This window comes from Georgenia sp. Z1344 (assembly GCF_057652375.1).
The window spans coordinates 3,188,117-3,204,215 of the sequence record NZ_CM172728.1; the positions used below are offsets into that span (position 1 = coordinate 3,188,117).

Here is a 16,099-nt window from a genome sequence, read left to right on the forward strand (position 1 = left end):
GTGAGGTGTCGAGAGTGCGCGTGAGCGCGCCCCGCGTGTCGAGAGTGCGGCTGAGGGTGCCCCGCGTGTCGAGGGTGCGGGTGAGCGCGCCCTCGGGCTCCTCAGTCGATCCGCGGCGTGGACTCGCGCAGGACGACGGACGCGCCGACGGGCACCTCGCGGGGACCGTCGGCGGGGTCGAGCGCCAGGGGGACGGCGAGCCGCCCCATCTCGACCATGGGCAGGGCCACCGTCGTCAGGCCGGGCGCGACGTCCCGCAGGGTGGTGATGTCGTCGAAGCCCGCCACGGCGACGTCGCCGGGCACGTCGAGGCCCGCCTCGCGGACGGCGGACATCGCGCCGACCGCCATGACGTCGTTGACGGCGAAGACGAGGCGCGGTGTGCCCTCGCCGCGCAGCAGGGTGGTCATTGCGGCGTGCCCACCGTCGCGGGTGAAGTCACCGGGGACGACCCGGTCGGCCGGGACCTCGACGCCGAGCTCGGCCAGCGCGTCGCGGAAGGCGGCCTGCCGGTCGCGCGCCGTCGTGTGCCAGTCGGGGCCGGCCAGGATGCCGACGTCGCGGTAGCCCAGGCCGTGCAGCGCCCGGGCGAGATCGGCGCTGCCGTGCGCGTTGTCCGGGACCACGGTGCTGAGGCCGGGCAGGGGCTGACCGACCAGGGCCACGCGGCCACCGCGGTCCTGGTAGGTCGCGAGGACGTCCCGCAGGCGTTCGTTGACGGCGGCGTCCTCCACGCGGCCACCGGCGATGATGATCGCGCGCGCCCGCTGGTTCTGAAGGGTGGCGATGAACTCGAGCTCGCGCACCGGGTCGCGGTGCGTCGTCGCGAGGGTGACGACGCAGCCTGCCTCGTCGGCCGCGTTGATGACGCCGGCGGCGATCGCGGAGAAGTACGGGTCGGCGATGTCCTGGACGATGAGGCCGACGGTGTCGGTCCGGCCGCGGGCCATGGCCTGGGCGTTGGCGTCGGGGGAGTAGTCGAGCCGCTGCGCCGCGTCGAGCACGCGTTCCCGGAGGTCCTCCCGGACCCGGCGTTCGGAGCTGCCGTTGATGGCGCGCGAGGCGGTCGCGAGGGACACGCCCGCCTCCTGGGCCACCTGGGACAGGGTGACGCGGCCCCGTCCGCCCGCGCGTGGTGCCGCGGGTCGTCCAGCCCCCTGCTCGGCCATCGCCCCTCCTCGTGCTCTCGCGCGGACCCTCGCCGCGACCGGATCGCCGCGACGCTAACCCAGACCTCCCGTGAACGCCCGCCGGGACCGCACCGTGGGGCCGGTCCCGGCGGGCGGCGGAGCACCCGCGCCGGCAGGCGGAGAACCCACCTCGGCAGGCGGAGAACCCACCTCGCCGGGCGGACCTGCGGGGCCCCGTCCCGGCCTGCGGGGCCCGCGCATCAGGCGGCCGGCCGGCCGCCGAGGTAGAGGTCGCTGAGCTTGGGGTCGGCGAGCAGCTCGCGCGCGGGCCCCGTGGCGAACACGGTGCCCAGGTCGAGGACGCAGCCGATGTCCGCCATCTCGAGCGCGCGCCGTGCGTTCTGCTCGACGAGGAGCACGGCCACACCCGCGTCTCGCATCCGCGCGACCTCCTCGAACACGACGGTCGTGCGCTTGGGGTCCAGGCCCATCGACGGCTCGTCGAGCAGGACGACGTCGGGCCGCACCATGAGCGCACGGGCGAACTCGACCTGCTTCTGCTGACCGCCCGAGAGCACCCCGGCGACGGTCGACCACTTCTCGGCCACCACAGGGAAGATCTCGCGCACGAAGTCCGCGCGCTCGCTCAGGGAGCCCTGGTCCTTGACCGAGTACCCGCCGAGCATGACGTTCTCCTCGACCGTCATCTCCTTGAACACCGAGTGCCCCTGGAGCACATGGCTGAGCCCCTTGCGCAGCAGCGGCTGCGGACCCTTGCCGGTGACGTCCTCGCCGTTGAGGCGGATCGTGCCCGAGCGGGGCGTGAGCAGGCCGCTGGCCACCTTGAGCACGGTCGACTTGCCCGCGCCGTTCGGTCCGACCAGGCAGACCACCGTCCCGCGCGGGACCTGGATCGACAGGCCGCGCAGGACGAGCGCGGCCTTCCCGTAGCCGGCCTCGATGTGGTCGAGGTCGAGGATGATGTCGGACTCAGACGCCAAGGTAGGCCTCCAGGACTCGAGGGTCGGTCTTGACGACCGACGGAGGGCCGTCGGCGATCGGGGCACCCCGGTCGAACACGACGATGTGGTCGCACAGGCTCATGATGAGGTCCATGTTGTGCTCGACGATGAGGAAGGTCGTCCCCTCGTCGTTCAGCTCGCGCACGAGGGTGGCGATCCGCTCGATGAGCGAGGGGTTCACGCCGCCGGCCGGCTCGTCGAGCATGACGAACGGCGGGTCGGCCATGAGGGTGGAGCCCAGCTCGAGGAGCTTCTGCTGCCCGTAGGAGATGTCCCGCGCCTCCGAGCGCTCGAGGTGGTCGATACCCACGCGGGCGAGCATCGCGCGCGCCCGCTCGACCACGGCGGGCGAGGTGCTGCCGCCGAGGTACTGGCCGAGCGTGCGCGGTTGGACGGCGACGAGCATGTTCTCCAGCACGGTCATCCGGGGGAAGACCCGGCACAGCTGGAAGCTGCGGCCGAGCCCCGCCCGGGCGATGCGGTGGGGGGCCCACCGGGTGATCTCCTTCTCGTGCAGGAGCACCCGGCCGGAGTCCGGCTTGATCATGCCCGTCACGCAGTTGAAGAAGGTCGTCTTCCCGGACCCGTTGGGCCCGATGAGGCCGTTGATCTTCCCGTCGAGGAACGTCACGGACGCGTCGGCCACTGCGTGGACGCCGCCGAACGACTTCGACAGGCTCTCGGTGCGAAGGACCGCCGTTCCCTCGGCGGTGCGTGCCTGAGGCTCAGCCACGGTCATGGTTCCCTCCCTCGTCGTCCGCCGGGTCGGCGTCCGTTCGTTCGTCGTCGGCCACCACGCGGCCGTCAGCAGTGACGGTGTCGGGACCGACAGCCGGAGCTGCCGAACCGGCCGCAGGTGCCGAGCGGGACGAGCCGGAGGGCCCGGCCGAGGCCGTCTGGGTCGCGCGCAGCTCCTCGGCGCTCATCTCGCGGATCGAGGTCTCGCCCTGGTGCCGGAACCGCCGCCACAGGCTCTGCGCGCCGGTGAGGACGCCGTCGGGCAGGAAGAGCACGACGACGGCGAGCAGGATGCCGGTGGCGACGAGGTGGAACTGGCTCTGCCCGAACTCGAGGACGAAGTACTCGAGCGCGGAGCCGACGATGATCGCGCCGAGCAGCGGCCCGAACAGGAAGCGCGAGCCGCCGAGGAGGGCCATGAGGACCACCTGCGAGCTGAGGACCACGTCGAACTGGAAGATCGGGTCGAGGTCGCCGAACCACAGGCCGTACAGGCCCCCGGCGAGGCCGACGACGACCGCGGAGATCGCGAACGCCACGAGCTTGAGCCCCGCGGTGGGGATGCCGAGCGACTCGGCCTTGTCCTCGTCCTCCCGGACCCCCTTGAGCCCCGACCCGAACTGGGACAGGTCGATCATCGCCCAGACGAGCAGGGCCACGGCCAGCAGCCCCAGGAAGAGGAAGTAGAAGGTCTGGTGCATCTCCGGACGCAGCATGTCGAAGGGCCGCGGGACCACGAGCCCCTCGGAGCCGCCCGTGAACGAGCGCCAGGACTGGAAGACGAGCTGGAGCACGAGGACGAGCGCGATCGTCACGATGACGAACGACGCCCCGCGCACCCGCAGCGCCGCGTACCCGACCGGGATCGCGACGACGAGCACGATGAGGGCGGCGATGCCGAGCGCGACGAAGCTGTTCATGCCGGTGTCGCGGACGATCAGACCGGTCCCGTAGGCGCCGAGCCCGAAGAAGGCGATGTGCCCGAGCGAGATGTAGCCCGTGAACCCGCCCATGATGTTCCACCCGGTGGCAAGCACCGCGTAGTTGAGCACGATGACGCCGGCCGAGAGCATGTAGGCGTTCGGGGCCAGCAGGGGCCACAGGGCGAGCAGGGCCACGACGACGACGATCGCGCCGATGCTGCGGACGCGTCGTTGTCCGGAGGAGCGCTCGCTGGCGTGCGGGGCGCGCGTGACGCGGGCGGGTGCGGTGACGGTGTCAGAATCTTTGCGCAAGGCGGCCTCCGAACAGTCCCTGCGGTCGGAACATCAGCGTGAGGAACAGGGCGAGGTAGAAGATCGTCTGCGCCCAGGTCGAGCCGACGGGCAGCTCGAGGAGCAGACGCATGACGCCGAGGACGAGGGCGGCGATCGCCGCCCCGGGCACCGAGCCGAGACCGCCGACGACGATGATCGCCATGAGCGGCCCGACCCAGTGCCAGTGCAACGACGGGTAGATCGTCGCCTGGAGGGACAGCGCGGCACCTCCGACGGCAGCCGTGGCCAGCCCGAGCCCGAAACCGAACCCGGCGATCTTGTTCGTGTCGATGCCGACGAGCTGGGCCGCCTGCGGGTGCTGGATCGTGGCGCGCAGCGCACGCCCCAGCCGGGTCCGCTGGAGGACGAGCCACAGCGCCACGAGGGCGACGACGGCGAGCGCGAACGAGATGATCTGGACGACCGGGATCTGCGCGCCGAGCAGCTCGACGCTGTCCGAGCCGTAGCTGAGGTTGATCCTCCGCTGCGTGCCCGAGTACGCCATGCCGAGCCCGCCCTCGATCGCCAGGGCGATCGCGAAGGTGAGGAGCACCGACATCATCGTCATCGTCGCCGGCTTGAGCCGGCTGAGCAGGTAGCGCTGGATGACGAACCCGATGACGAAGAACAGCGGGACCGTGACGATCAGCGACAGGAGCGGGTCCCAGCCGGTGACCCCGTGCCAGCGCCAGGCGATGTAGGCCGAGAGCACGATGAACGCGGCGTGCGCGAGCATGACCACGCGCATGATGCCGAAGTACATCGTGAGGCCGGCCGCGAGGAGCGCGTAGAGGCCACCGAGCAGGATCCCCAGGATGAGGGTCTGGAAGAGCAGGGGTCCGGAGACCATCCGGTCACCACTCCGGCTTCGGGTAGACGAGCTCGGTCGTGGCGGTCTCCTCGGGCAGGACGATGGCGATCTCGCCGTCGACGTACTGCTGGATCAGGTGCGCGCCGTCGGGCCGGCCGGCCTCGTCCCAGGACAGGGTGCCGACGATCGTGTCGACCGAGTTCTCGTGCAGCCAGTCGATGAGCTCCTGCTGGCAGTCGCCCTGCTCGGCGCAGCCCACGGCCTCGACGGCGGCGGCGACGACCTGGCCGGTCGTGTACGCGTTGGCCTCGTCCTCGCCGGGCGCGTGGCCGTGGATCTCGGTGTAGGCCTCGACGAACTCCGCGTTGGAGGGGTACTCGGACTCGGGCGTGTAGCCGGTCGGGGCGATGATGCCCTCGACGTTGCCGCCGATGGCCTCGACGAACTCGGGGTTCGTGGGCGCGGTGGAGAAGGCGGCCAGGCGCGGCTGGTAGTCGAGCTGCTGCAGCGCGAGGATGAGGTTGACCGCGTCCTGGTACTGCGTGCCGCCGATGACGACGTCGGGGTCGGCGGACGCGATCTGGGCGGCGATGCCGGAGAAGTCGGTCGCGTTGGGCGGGTAGACCTCGTCGACGACGATCTCCAGCCCCATCTCCTCGAGCCCGTCCCGCAGGCCGTAGGCGGTCCCCTGCGCGAACGGGTCGTCCATGGCGGCGACGGCGACGGTCTGCGGGCGCTCCTCCTCCGGCATGGCCTCGATGGCCTCGAGGAGGTGGTTGTAGTGGTCGGGAGCGATCGCGGGGGCCGCGTAGAAGATGTTCTCGAAGCCCTGCTCGAAGACCTCGGCGGCCGCGGCCGCCGGCTCGACGAAGAGCATCCCGTACTCCGACGCCACGCGGGAGGCGGGCACGACGAGGCGGGTGGAGAACGGGCCGAAGACGAGGTCCACCTCCTCCTGGGCGATGAGCGACTCGTAGTCGGCGACCACGCGGGCGGCGTCCGAGGCGTCGTCGAGGATCTGCAGCTCGACCTGCCGGCCGAGCAGTCCGCCGTTGTCGTTGATGATCTCGGCCCATGCCTCGTAGCCCCGCTGCACGCCGAGCCCGGGCTCGGCGAAGTCGCCCGTCAGCGGCAGCGAGACGCCGATGACGATGGGGTCGTCGGTGTCCTCACCGCCGCCCGAGTCGTCCGAGCCGCCGCACGCGGCGAGGACGAGAGCGGCGCCTGCCGCGATCGTGGTGAGCCTGACGATCTTCGTCGACATCCGAGCCTCCTTGTTCGGAACGAGCATGCGCGAAAGCGCTTTCCGCAGAGTAGGGCCGTGGGGTTCGGGACACAACCCCCGGCGTGTCGACGGTGTCCTCGGGCCGGCCGGCGACCCTTCGGGACGACGAGTGAGCGGACTTCTGCTTCACGAGTGAGCGCGGTCCTGCCGGCCGAACGAGCGCACGGAGCACGGGTGCGGACGACGCGAGGCGGCCCCGCTCCCTGATCGGGAACGGGGACGCGGGCCAGGAGCGGCGAGACGTCGGTGCGGTGCGGGAGCTCTGCCCCGTCGGCGTCAGCCGATCGCCGCGACCGGGACGGGCAGCGCCTTGCCGGAGCCGTCGCGCCGCTCGTCGACCTCGGGCAGCTCGACGGCCTGGCCGCCGGCGCCCACCGCGCGGACCGGGGTCGGGCCGACCCAGGCGAGCTGGAGCTCGTCCTCGCCGCGGAGGAACCGCTGCGCGCGCACACCCCCGGTGGCGCGCCCCTTGGCGGGGTAGCGGTCGAGCGGGGTGACCTTGGCGCTGCCGGGCGTGGTGCCGGGCAGCGCGTTCGCGGGCCCGGCGATCGTCACGACACCGTACGAGCCGAGGTCCTCGGTGGGCGCGACGCCCATGTGGACGAGCCGGGCGCCGCCGGTGAGCTTGATCCCGGCCACGCCCTTGCCTGCGCGGCCGGTGGGCCGGACGAGCGAGGCGTCGAAGCGGAGCAGCTGGGCGTCGGACGAGACGAGCACGAGCTGGTCGTCGTCGCCGGCGTGCCGGGCGGAGACGAGGGTGTCGCCGTCGGCGAGGGTGATGACGTCCCACGACTCGCGGTTGCCGGGACGGTCGGCGGGGGAGACCCGCTTGACCACGCCGTTCGCGGTCGCGAGCGCGACCGGCGCCGCGTCGTCCCCGAGGGCGACGAGCCCGACGACGGACTCCTCCCGCTCGAGCGCCACGAGCTCCTCGACGGCGGTGCCGCCGGAGAGCCCGGGGGCCGTCGAGGTGCCGGGCAGCGCCGGGGCGTGGAGCGCCTCGAGGCGGACGACCCGGCCGGCCGAGGTGACGAGGCCGACGTCGGCGCGGGCGGTCGTCGCGACGGCGTGGGTGACGGCGTCGTGGGCCACGCGGCCGCCGGTCCGCGGCGGTGCCTCCTCGCCGGGCGTGCGGGCGATCCGGCCGGTGCCGCCGAGCAGGACCCAGCACGGGTCGTCGGGCTCGACGAGCGGCGCGGCCGGTGCGCCCTTGCGTCCGCGCGCAGGCGCCGCCTCCGCCTCGGCGCCGGACCTCGGGGCCCCGCCCGCGGACTCGAGCAGCACGGTCCGCCTCGGGGTGCCGTGGGCCTGGGCCACCTCCGCGAGCTCGGACGAGACGAGGGAACGGAGCGCCTGGTCGGACCCGAGGATCTCCTCGAGCTCGGCGGCGCGGCGCAGCAGCTCCTCGTGCTCGCCCTCGATCTCGAGGACGGAGTAGCGGGTGAGTCGGCGCAGCTGGAGGTCGAGGATGTAGGTGGCCTGCTCGGCGCTGAGGTCGAAGACCGTCATCAGCTGGGTGCGGGCGGCCTCGGCGCTCTCGGCGGACCGGATGAGCTGGACGACCTCGTCGATGTTGAGGACCGCGGTGAGCAGGCCCTCCAGCAGGTGCGCGCGCTCGCGCGCCTTGCGCAGGCGGTGCTCGGAGCGGCGCCGGGTGACGGTGAGCCGGTGGTCGACGTAGACCTCGAGCATCTCCTTGAGCCCGAGCGTGCGGGGCTGCCCGTCGACGAGGGCGACGTTGTTGATGCTGAACGACTCCTCGAGCGGGGTGTAGCGGTAGAGCTGCTCGAGCACGGCGTCCGGGTTGTAGCCGGTCTTCAGCTCGATGACGAGCCGCAGGCCCTGGTGCCGGTCGGTGAGGTCGACGACGTTGGAGATGCCCTCGATCCGGCGGGCGTCGACGCCCTCCTTGATCTTCCCGATCACCCGTTCGGTGCCGACCATGTAGGGCAGCTCGGTGACGACGATGCCCTTCTTGCGGGCCGTGACCTGCTCGACCCGCACGGTGGCCCGGGTGCGGAACGCGCCGCGCCCCCCGGCCTGGGCCTCGCGCACGCCCTCGAGCCCGACGATCCGCCCGCCGCCGGGCAGGTCGGGCCCGGGGACGAACCGCTGGAGCGCCTCGAGGCTCGCGTCCGGGTGGGCGACGAGGTGACGGGCGGCGGCGACGACCTCGACGAGGTTGTGCGGCGCCATGTTCGTGGCCATGCCGACGGCGATGCCCGAGGCCCCGTTGACGAGCAGGTTGGGGAGCGCGGAGGGCAGCACCTCGGGCTGCGTCGTGGACCCGTCGTAGTTCGGGACCATGTCGACGACGTCCTCGCCGAGGTCGGCGACCATCGCGAGCGCGGCCTTCGCCTGGCGGACCTCGGTGTATCGGGGCGCCGCGGGACCGTCGTCGAGCGAGCCGAAGTTCCCGTGCCCGTCGACCACGGGCAGCCGCATGGCGAAGTCCTGGGCGAGCCGGACCATCGCGTCGTAGATGGCGGTGTCGCCGTGCGGGTGGAGCTTGCCCATCACGTCGCCGACGACGCGGGAGGACTTGACGTGGGCCCTGTCGGGGCGCAGGCCCATCTCGTTCATCTGGAACAGGATCCGCCGCTGCACGGGCTTGAGACCGTCGCGCGCGTCCGGCAGGGCTCGCGCGTAGATCACCGAGTAGGCGTACTCGAGGAACGAGCCCTCCATCTCGGCGGCGACGTCGATGTCGACGATGTTCTCCTCGACGACGGGCGGCGGTGCTTTCGGCATGCCGACGATCGTCGCACCGCCCGAGGCCGACGGCCGGGCGCGGCACGCCGCCACTCCCGCGCCGCCGCGGGCCCGGGCGTGGGCCGCGTCACGTCCCGGACTAGATTGGGTCCATGGGAACGCCTGCGGCCGCCGAGGACGACGCGACCTCGCGGGACGAGCTCGCTCCGGACGCGGCGCCCGCGCAGTGGGAGGCGGACGTGGTCCTGCGCGACGGGGCGACCATGCACATCCGTCCGATCTCGCCCGACGACGCCGAGGCCCTCGCCGACTTCCACGCCGCCCAGTCCGAGCGGTCCCAGTACCTGCGGTTCTTCGCCCCGATGCCGCGGCTCTCGCCGTCGGACGTCCACCGGTTCACGAACGTCGACCACGACCGCCGGGTCGCCCTCGTGCTGACCGAGGGGCCGTCGATCCGCGGGGTGGGTCGGTACGACGTCGTCGAGGACGGGACGGCCGAGGTCGCGTTCGCGGTCGCGGACTCCGAGCAGGGCCGCGGGCTCGGGTCGATCCTCCTCGAGCACGTGGTGGCGGCGGCCCGGGAGCGCGGCGTCCACACGTTCGTCGCCGACGTCCTCCCGGACAACACGCAGATGATCCGGGTCTTCTCCGACGCCGGGTACGAGGTCCGGTCCCGGTACGACGACGGGGTCGTCGCCATCGAGATCCCGCTGCGGAGCACGGGCCGGTCCTGGGAGGTGCTCGCCGAGCGGGAGCGGCGCGCCGAGTCGCTCTCGATGCACACGCTCACCGCGGCCCGCGGCGCGGTCGTCGTGGCGCTCGACGAGTCGGGGCGGGCGATGGCGTCCCGCGTGCTCGCCCGGGCCCGCGCCGCCGCGGGGGAGGGCGGCACGATCCCGCTCGTGGCGGTCGGCGACCTCGATCCCGCGGGCGTCCCGCACGTCGCCGACGTCACCGCGATGGAGGAGGCGGTCCCCGACCTGGTCGAGGGCGCCGACCTCGACCTCGCGGTCGTCGCCGGGGAGCCGGCACGGGTCGTCGGCGTCGTCCCCCGGCTGCGCTCCCTCGGCGTCCGCTCGCTCGTCGTCCTCACCGGTGGTTTCGCGATCGGGCCGGGCCGCGAGCTGCAGCTCGACCTGCTCCGCGCCACCCGGCTCGCCGGGCTGCGCGTCCTCGGTCCCGCCTCGTACGGCGTGCTCGGGCGCGGTCCGGCCGGTTCCTACGACCTCACGCTCGCCGACCCTGCGCTCGGGGTCGACGGCGGCGCGCCGGCGCGCGAGGTCGGTGGCCGCGGGGTGGGCGTGTTCGCCCAGACCCGGGAGGCCGCCCTCGCGCTGCGCCGGGGCGCCGCGAACCGGCGGCTGCCGGAGGTCGCGGTCGTCGCCGCCGGGAACCGGATCGACGTCTCGGGCAACGACACGATGCAGGGCTGGTCCGCGGACGACCGCATCGGGGTCGGCATCGTCCACCTGCAGACGCTCGGCAACGCGCGGAAGTTCACGCGGGTGGCCCGGCGGCTCTCCGTCGACCGCGCGCTCGTGGTCCTCACCTCGGCGACGACCGCGGTCGCCACTCTGCCGGGCCACGCCGTCGCCACCTCGCCCCTGCCGCCCAGCGTCATCGACTCGGTGCTCGCCCAGGCCGGCGCCCTGCCGGCGCGGTCGGTCGCGGAGGCGCTCGACCTGGCGGCCGTCGCGCTCACGCAGCCGACCCCGGACGGGGTGCGGGTCGCGCTCGTCGCGACCTCCCACTCCCTCGCCGCGACCCTCTCGGCGACCGCCCGCGCGAGCGGTCTGACCCCGGTCGGTCCCGTCGTCGTGCTCGACTCGGGCCCGGTCGACGCCCGCGAACGGCTCCAGGGCGTCGTGCTCGACGAGGACGTGGACGCCGTGGTGGTCGCCGCCGCGGACGTGCTGGGCGGCGTCGACGCCGAGCTGGTCGAGGCGGTCGCCGCGGCCGCCGCCGCCGACGCGGACCGGCCCTGGGTCGCGTGGGTGTCGGGCGTGCACGGCCTCGACGACCGGCTGCGCCGGGGCGAGCACGTGCTGCCCGCGGTGGGCTCGCTCGACGTCGCGGCGCGGTCCGTCGCCCTGCGTGCCGCGGCCGCCGCGCGCCGGGACGACGACGTCGGCGCGCTGCTCGAGCCCGACGGCACCGACCCGCTCGCGGCACGCGCCACCCTCGCCGACGTGGCGCCCACGGCGACGAGCGGGGACAGCGTCGACCTCGACCCGGCGCGCGCGGCGGACCTCCTGGGCACCTACGGGATCGAGGTCCTCCTCCCACGGGCCGTCGACGTCCCCGTCGAGAGCTCCGACGACGACGTCGCCGAGGCGGCGGTCGCGCTCGCCCGGCAGGTCGGCCACCCCGTCGCGCTCAAGGCGGCCGACGACGTGCTGCGCCATCGCGCGGACCTCGGGGGCGTCCGGCTCGACCTGAGGGACGACGACGACGTGGCGGCGGCCGTCCACCAGGTCCGGGAGCGCTCCCGCGAGGTGCTCGGGCGCCAGTGCGCCCTCGAGGTGCAGGCGATGGCCGAGCCCGGCGTCGCCGTGGTCGTCCACGGCGGGGAGGACCCGGTCTACGGGCCGGTCGTCTCCCTCGGGGTCGGCGGCGACGCCTCGGAGATCCTCGGCGACCGCACCTACCGGGTCGCGCCCGTGACCGCCCGTGACGTCGCGACGATGATCACCGACCTGCGGGCCGCCGCGCGCCTGACCGGCGACCGGGGACTCACCCCGGTCGACACCGCGGCGCTGGCCGACCTGCTGGCCCGCGTGGCCGCGCTCGTCGACGACCTGCCGCAGATCGCCGCGCTCGAGCTCAACCCCGTCATCGTCGCGCGCGAGGGCCTCGCGGTGGCGGGCGCCCGCGTCACGCTGCGGGCGCCGAGCCGGCTCGACGCCGGGCGCCGCACCCTGCCGCGGCCCGGCGCGGAGGGCGCCGCGGGCGCTCCGTGACGGCGGACTCGCCCCCGCGCTCCGGGCAGGTGGACGGGAGTGGCAGGATGGCACGGTGCCTCGGACCAGCTCTCTGCGCCAAGACCTCGACGACGCGGGCTTCTACCCCCAGCTCGTCGCGGACGTGCTCGACGTCGCGCTGGCGGGCGAGGCCGTGACCGCCCACCTCGTGCACCCGGAGACCACCTTCGACCACGAGCTGCGGCGCCACCTCACCGTCCTCGCGCTGACCCCGAGCCGGTTCGTCGTCGTGCACGTCGACGACGTCGCCGACGAGGAGGCGGGCCCGGGCGCGCTGGCCACCTCGGAGACCGTCGCCCTGCACGAGATCCGCACCGTGGCGCTCACGCACGGCGTCCTGGACCCGGCGGGGACCGGCAGCACCTCCGAGCTCACGCTCTCGGTGGGCTGGGGCGCGATCCACCGGGTCGACCTCGAGCGGCAGACCTGCGGCGACCCGGACTGCGAGGCCGACCACGGGATGACCGGGACGCTCTCCCCGGAGGACGTCGTCATCCGCGTGGCGGCCCAGGCCGACGGACAGGACGCCCTCGACCGCGCCCTCGGGTTCGCCCGCGACCTCTCGCGCGCGACCGCCTCCACCACCTGAGGCGCGAGGAGATGCGGGCCCGCACCCCGGGAGCACCTGACCTCTCGCGGCACCTGCGTGCCGTCCTGCCGGCGGCGTTCGACGCCGTGGGCGTGCCCACCCGGTCCGCCGGGCGGGCGTCCGCGGAGGACCGCGGCGGCCTCGGCCTGCCGGACGCGCGCCGGGTCTGCGTGGTTCTCGTCGACGGGCTCGGGCTGGCCCAGCTCACCGAGCGAGGCGGGCACGCCCCGTTCCTCCGCTCGCTGCTGCCGGACGCGATCGCGCTCGACACGTGCCTGCCCTCGACCACGGCCTCGGCGCTGACGACCTTCGGCACCGGCGAGCTGCCCGGCGCGACCGGGATGCTCGGCTACACCGTCCGGCACCCGCCGACCGGTGACCTCGTCAACCTCGTGACCTGGGCCGAGGCGCCGATGACTGCCGAACGCTGGCAGCGTGTCCCCACGCTGTTCGAGCGGGCCGCGGAGGCGACCGGCGAGCCGCGCGGCGCCGTGACGATCGGGCCGGCGCGGTTCGTGGGCTCCGGCCTCACGCGCTCGGCCCTGCGCGGCGGCCGGGGCCTGACCGGTGAGTCGCTGGCCGCGCGGGTCGACGCCGCGGTCGGTGCCCTCAGGGCGGATGCGCGCCTCGCCTACCTCTACTGGGGCGACGTCGATCACGTGGGGCACGTGCACGGCTGGGGCTCGTGGGAGTGGGGCGAGGAGCTGATGGCCGCCGACGCCGAGCTGCGCCGGCTCGCCCGGGAGGTACCCCGCGACACCCTGGTGCTCGTCACGGCTGACCACGGCATGGTCGACGTCGCCGGGCGGATCGACCTCGCGTCGCACCCGGAGCTGCGCGAGGGGGTCGCCCTCGTCGCCGGCGAGCCTCGTGCGTGCCACCTCTTCCTCGACGACGACGCCGAACCGGCACGGGTCGCCGCGCGCTGGCGCGAGGTCCTCGGTCCGGAGTCCGCCGTGGTGACCCGCGAGGAGCTCGTGTCGTCGGGGGCCCTCGGCGCCGAGGTGCCCGACGACCGCGCGGCCGCCGTCGGCGAGGTCGTCGCGTTCCTCGGCGGTACGACGGTCGTGCTCGAGGAGGGCTCGGAGGCGATCGGCTCGACCAGGCTGGTCGGCGTCCACGGCTCGTCGACGCCGGCCGAGCAGGAGGTCCCCCTCCTCGTGGCGGCCGGCTGATGGGTCAGCTCGTCTTCTTCTCCGGGACGATGGACTCGGGGAAGTCCACGCTCGCGCTGCAGGTCGACCACAACCACGCGGCCCGGGGGCGCGACGGCCTGCGCTTCAGCCGGAGCGACCGCGCGGGTACGGGGGTCCTGTCGTCCCGGCTCGGCCTGCGCGCCGACGCCGTCGAGGTCTCCGACGCCACCGACTTCTGGGCCGAGGTCGTGCGCCGCCGGACGGCCGGCGGGCGCGTGGACTACCTCGTGTGCGACGAGGCCCAGTTCTACAGCCCCGAGCAGGTCGAGCAGCTGGCCCGGGTGGCGGACGAGATGGACGTCGACGTCTTCGCCTTCGGCATCACCACCGACTTCCGGACCCGGCTGTTCCCTGGGGCCGCGCGGCTCGTCGAGCTCGCCGACCGGGTCGAGCGGCTCCAGGTCGAGGCCCTGTGCTGGTGCGGGGCGCGTGCCACCCACAACGCCCGGACCGTCGGCGGGGTGATGGTGACCGAGGGTGAGCAGGTGGTCGTCGGGGACACGGCCGACGGAGGAGTCAGGGCCGACGTCGCGTACGAGGTGCTGTGCCGGCGCCACCACATGCGCGGGCTCACCGCCGCGCGCGCGGGCGCCGGGGAGCTGAGCCCGCCGACGCTCGACCTCGCGGGCGACTGACGCACGCCTCCCGGGTCAGTCCGAGTCGGAGCGGGACCCGAAGACGATCTCGTCCCACGACGGGACCGAGCGGCGCTGCTTGCGGCCCGAGGACCGGGCAGGGCGCGGCGCGGGAGCAGGGGAGTCCGCGTCGTCCGTCTCGGCGTCGGACCGGTCGGCCGCGTCGGCCTGCGTCGCGCCCGTCTCGGACGGGTCGGACGTGCCGCTCCCGTCGCCGGAGGGCGTGGCGTCGTCGTCGACGGTGGTCGTACCGGACCCGGTCGCGGGGCCGGCGGACGATCCCGTCGCGGCAGTCTCGTCGTCGGGCGCAGACTCCGACGCCGAGCTCGTCGTCTCCGTCGAGCCGGTCCCCGAAGGCTCGGCGTCGCGGTCCGGTCCGGAGCCGGATCCTGCCTCGGGACCGGAGCCCGAACCGGCGGCCTCGGCGGCGGTCCGTCCCGCACCGGGCTCACCGGCACCCTGCGGCCGGGCGTCCGTGGGGCCCGCGCCGGTCGGCGCCGTGCGGCCGCGCCCCGAGGGGTGCGTCCCGCGGGGGTCGAGCGCCGGCGCGTCCGGGTCCGGTCCGGCACCCGGGAGCGGGCGCGAGCGCCGGTGGGCGTCGAGCGAGAGGACCTGGGCGTCGCGCGCCTGGTCGGGACGGGACGCGGGCGGGTGTGCCGCAGGCACGTCGTCGACCGGGGTCGTGTCTGGCGCCGTGTCGTCGTCGAGGGAGTCGAGGTCGAGCTCGTCCTGGAGGTCGTCGAGATCGAGCCGCGTGCCCCGGTGCGCGGCGAGGTCGTCGAGGAGCGCCTCGGTCGTGTCCGACTCGGGCAGGTCGGCCGGGGACGTCACCTCGTCCTCGGCGTCGTCCGTTCCCTGCGGTGCTCCGACCTCGACGGCGGTCTCGCCGTCGGTGCCGGACCGGGCGCGGGAGGTCTCGTCGCGCGCCCACGGCGGCTCGGCACCGCCGCGCGGCCGGGTGGCACCCAGCGGGCCGTCGGCACGACCCGGGCGCCGCGTGGAACCGACCTCGGTCTCCGAGAGCCACCGCGCCTCGTCGTCGACCGCGACGAGGGTGCGCGACTGCAGGTCGACCGTCCACACCGCGCTGCGCTCCTTGCGGGCGGCGACGAACGTGACGCCGACCTGCCAGGACTCGCCGGCGCGCCGTCGGGCGTCCCACGCGAGGTCCTCGACCTCGACGCCCCGGGCCGCGAGGCGGTCCACCACGAGGTCGCCGAGGGTGGGGGAGTCGGAGTCGTGCCCCACGCGCTGCCGACGGGCCTGCTCGACCACGAAGTTCCGCTCGGCGGTGACCGGCGGCTCGAACGGGGCGACCCGCTCACGCGGGAGGCCGTGCTCGTCCGCGATCTCGTCGACGTCGTACCCGGAGCGCAGCAGGGCCTGGATCTCCCGGGGCGAGAGGTGCGTGGGCTCGGTCGACCGACGGGTGCTGGCCGCCGCCCTCCGCAGGGCGGCGCGCAGGTCCTCGTCGATCCGCAGGTGGTACTCGGCGCCGTCCGGTCCGGCGACGAGCAGGTGCTCGCCGGACTCGGACGTTCCGGTGACGGTCAGCTCGACCATGCGGTCCTCCATCGGCGACTGCCCGTGGTCCCGGGCGCACTCAGGATAGGTGGACGAGGTCCGGGGGAGCGGGAGGCCACGGCCCCGACGGCGACGCCCGTGCCCCGTACGGCAGTGGATCGCCTCACAGTTCGAGCGTCGTGCGACCCCGTCGGCGCGGGCCGTCCGCGCCCCGGTGGCG

The 16,099-nt window shown here is 74.4% G+C and carries 12 protein-coding genes; 4 read left to right on the top strand and 8 right to left on the bottom strand.

The genetic code is table 11. The annotated features are described in order from the left end of the window. Positions 1–101 precede the first annotated feature (101 nt). The 7 genes from AC24FB_RS14500 to AC24FB_RS14530 form a co-directional block, all read right to left on the bottom strand. Positions 102–1,169, bottom strand: a complete 1,068-nt coding sequence (locus tag AC24FB_RS14500) for a LacI family DNA-binding transcriptional regulator (RefSeq protein WP_425713346.1) — start codon at positions 1,167–1,169, stop codon at positions 102–104. 221 nt (positions 1,170–1,390) lie between these two features. Further along, positions 1,391–2,131, bottom strand: coding sequence for an ABC transporter ATP-binding protein (locus tag AC24FB_RS14505; RefSeq protein WP_425713347.1), 741 nt, complete (start codon positions 2,129–2,131; stop codon positions 1,391–1,393). Beyond that, the gene (locus AC24FB_RS14510; RefSeq protein ID WP_425713348.1) at positions 2,121–2,891 is read right to left on the bottom strand and encodes an ABC transporter ATP-binding protein; all 771 of its coding nucleotides are present in this window, start codon (positions 2,889–2,891) and stop codon (positions 2,121–2,123) included. Before AC24FB_RS14510 ends, AC24FB_RS14505 begins: the two co-directional genes overlap by 11 nt. Next, positions 2,878–4,125, bottom strand: coding sequence for a branched-chain amino acid ABC transporter permease (locus tag AC24FB_RS14515; RefSeq protein ID WP_425713349.1), 1,248 nt, complete (start codon positions 4,123–4,125; stop codon positions 2,878–2,880). The genes AC24FB_RS14510 and AC24FB_RS14515 overlap by 14 nt, the downstream gene beginning before the upstream one ends. Next, positions 4,109–4,996 (bottom strand): branched-chain amino acid ABC transporter permease, encoded by an 888-nt coding sequence (locus AC24FB_RS14520; RefSeq protein WP_425713350.1) that lies wholly within the window; start codon positions 4,994–4,996, stop codon positions 4,109–4,111. The genes AC24FB_RS14515 and AC24FB_RS14520 overlap by 17 nt, the downstream gene beginning before the upstream one ends. 4 nt (positions 4,997–5,000) lie before the next feature. Continuing rightward, entirely contained in the window at positions 5,001–6,221 is a 1,221-nt protein-coding gene (locus tag AC24FB_RS14525) for an amino acid ABC transporter substrate-binding protein (RefSeq protein ID WP_425713351.1), read from the bottom strand. Between the two features lie 297 nt (positions 6,222–6,518). After that, positions 6,519–8,993, bottom strand: a complete 2,475-nt coding sequence (locus tag AC24FB_RS14530) for a DNA gyrase/topoisomerase IV subunit A (RefSeq protein WP_425713352.1) — start codon at positions 8,991–8,993, stop codon at positions 6,519–6,521. Between the two features lie 113 nt (positions 8,994–9,106). Here AC24FB_RS14530 and AC24FB_RS14535 point away from each other — a divergent pair, with 113 nt between their 5' ends. Genes AC24FB_RS14535 through AC24FB_RS14550 form a run of 4 tightly spaced genes read left to right on the top strand, consistent with a single transcriptional unit; the run spans position 9,107 to position 14,355 of the window. Then, on the top strand, positions 9,107–11,914 hold the full coding sequence (locus AC24FB_RS14535; protein ID WP_425713353.1) for a GNAT family N-acetyltransferase: 2,808 nt from the start codon (positions 9,107–9,109) through the stop codon (positions 11,912–11,914). Between the two features lie 55 nt (positions 11,915–11,969). Beyond that, the gene (locus AC24FB_RS14540) at positions 11,970–12,524 is read left to right on the top strand and encodes a DUF5998 family protein (protein WP_425713354.1); all 555 of its coding nucleotides are present in this window, start codon (positions 11,970–11,972) and stop codon (positions 12,522–12,524) included. A gap of 11 nt (positions 12,525–12,535) precedes the next feature. Further along, positions 12,536–13,699: an alkaline phosphatase family protein gene (locus AC24FB_RS14545; RefSeq protein WP_425713355.1), complete on the top strand. Its 1,164-nt coding sequence runs from the start codon at positions 12,536–12,538 to the stop codon at positions 13,697–13,699. Beyond that, on the top strand, positions 13,699–14,355 hold the full coding sequence (locus AC24FB_RS14550; protein WP_425713356.1) for a thymidine kinase: 657 nt from the start codon (positions 13,699–13,701) through the stop codon (positions 14,353–14,355). Before AC24FB_RS14545 ends, AC24FB_RS14550 begins: the two co-directional genes overlap by 1 nt. A gap of 15 nt (positions 14,356–14,370) precedes the next feature. On the opposite strand, the gene sepH is transcribed toward AC24FB_RS14550, so the two are convergent. Then, positions 14,371–15,918 carry a septation protein SepH gene (sepH, locus tag AC24FB_RS14555; protein WP_425713357.1) on the bottom strand — a complete coding sequence of 516 codons (1,548 nt, stop codon included), beginning with the start codon at positions 15,916–15,918 and terminating at the stop codon, positions 14,371–14,373. Positions 15,919–16,099: the final 181 nt, after the last annotated feature.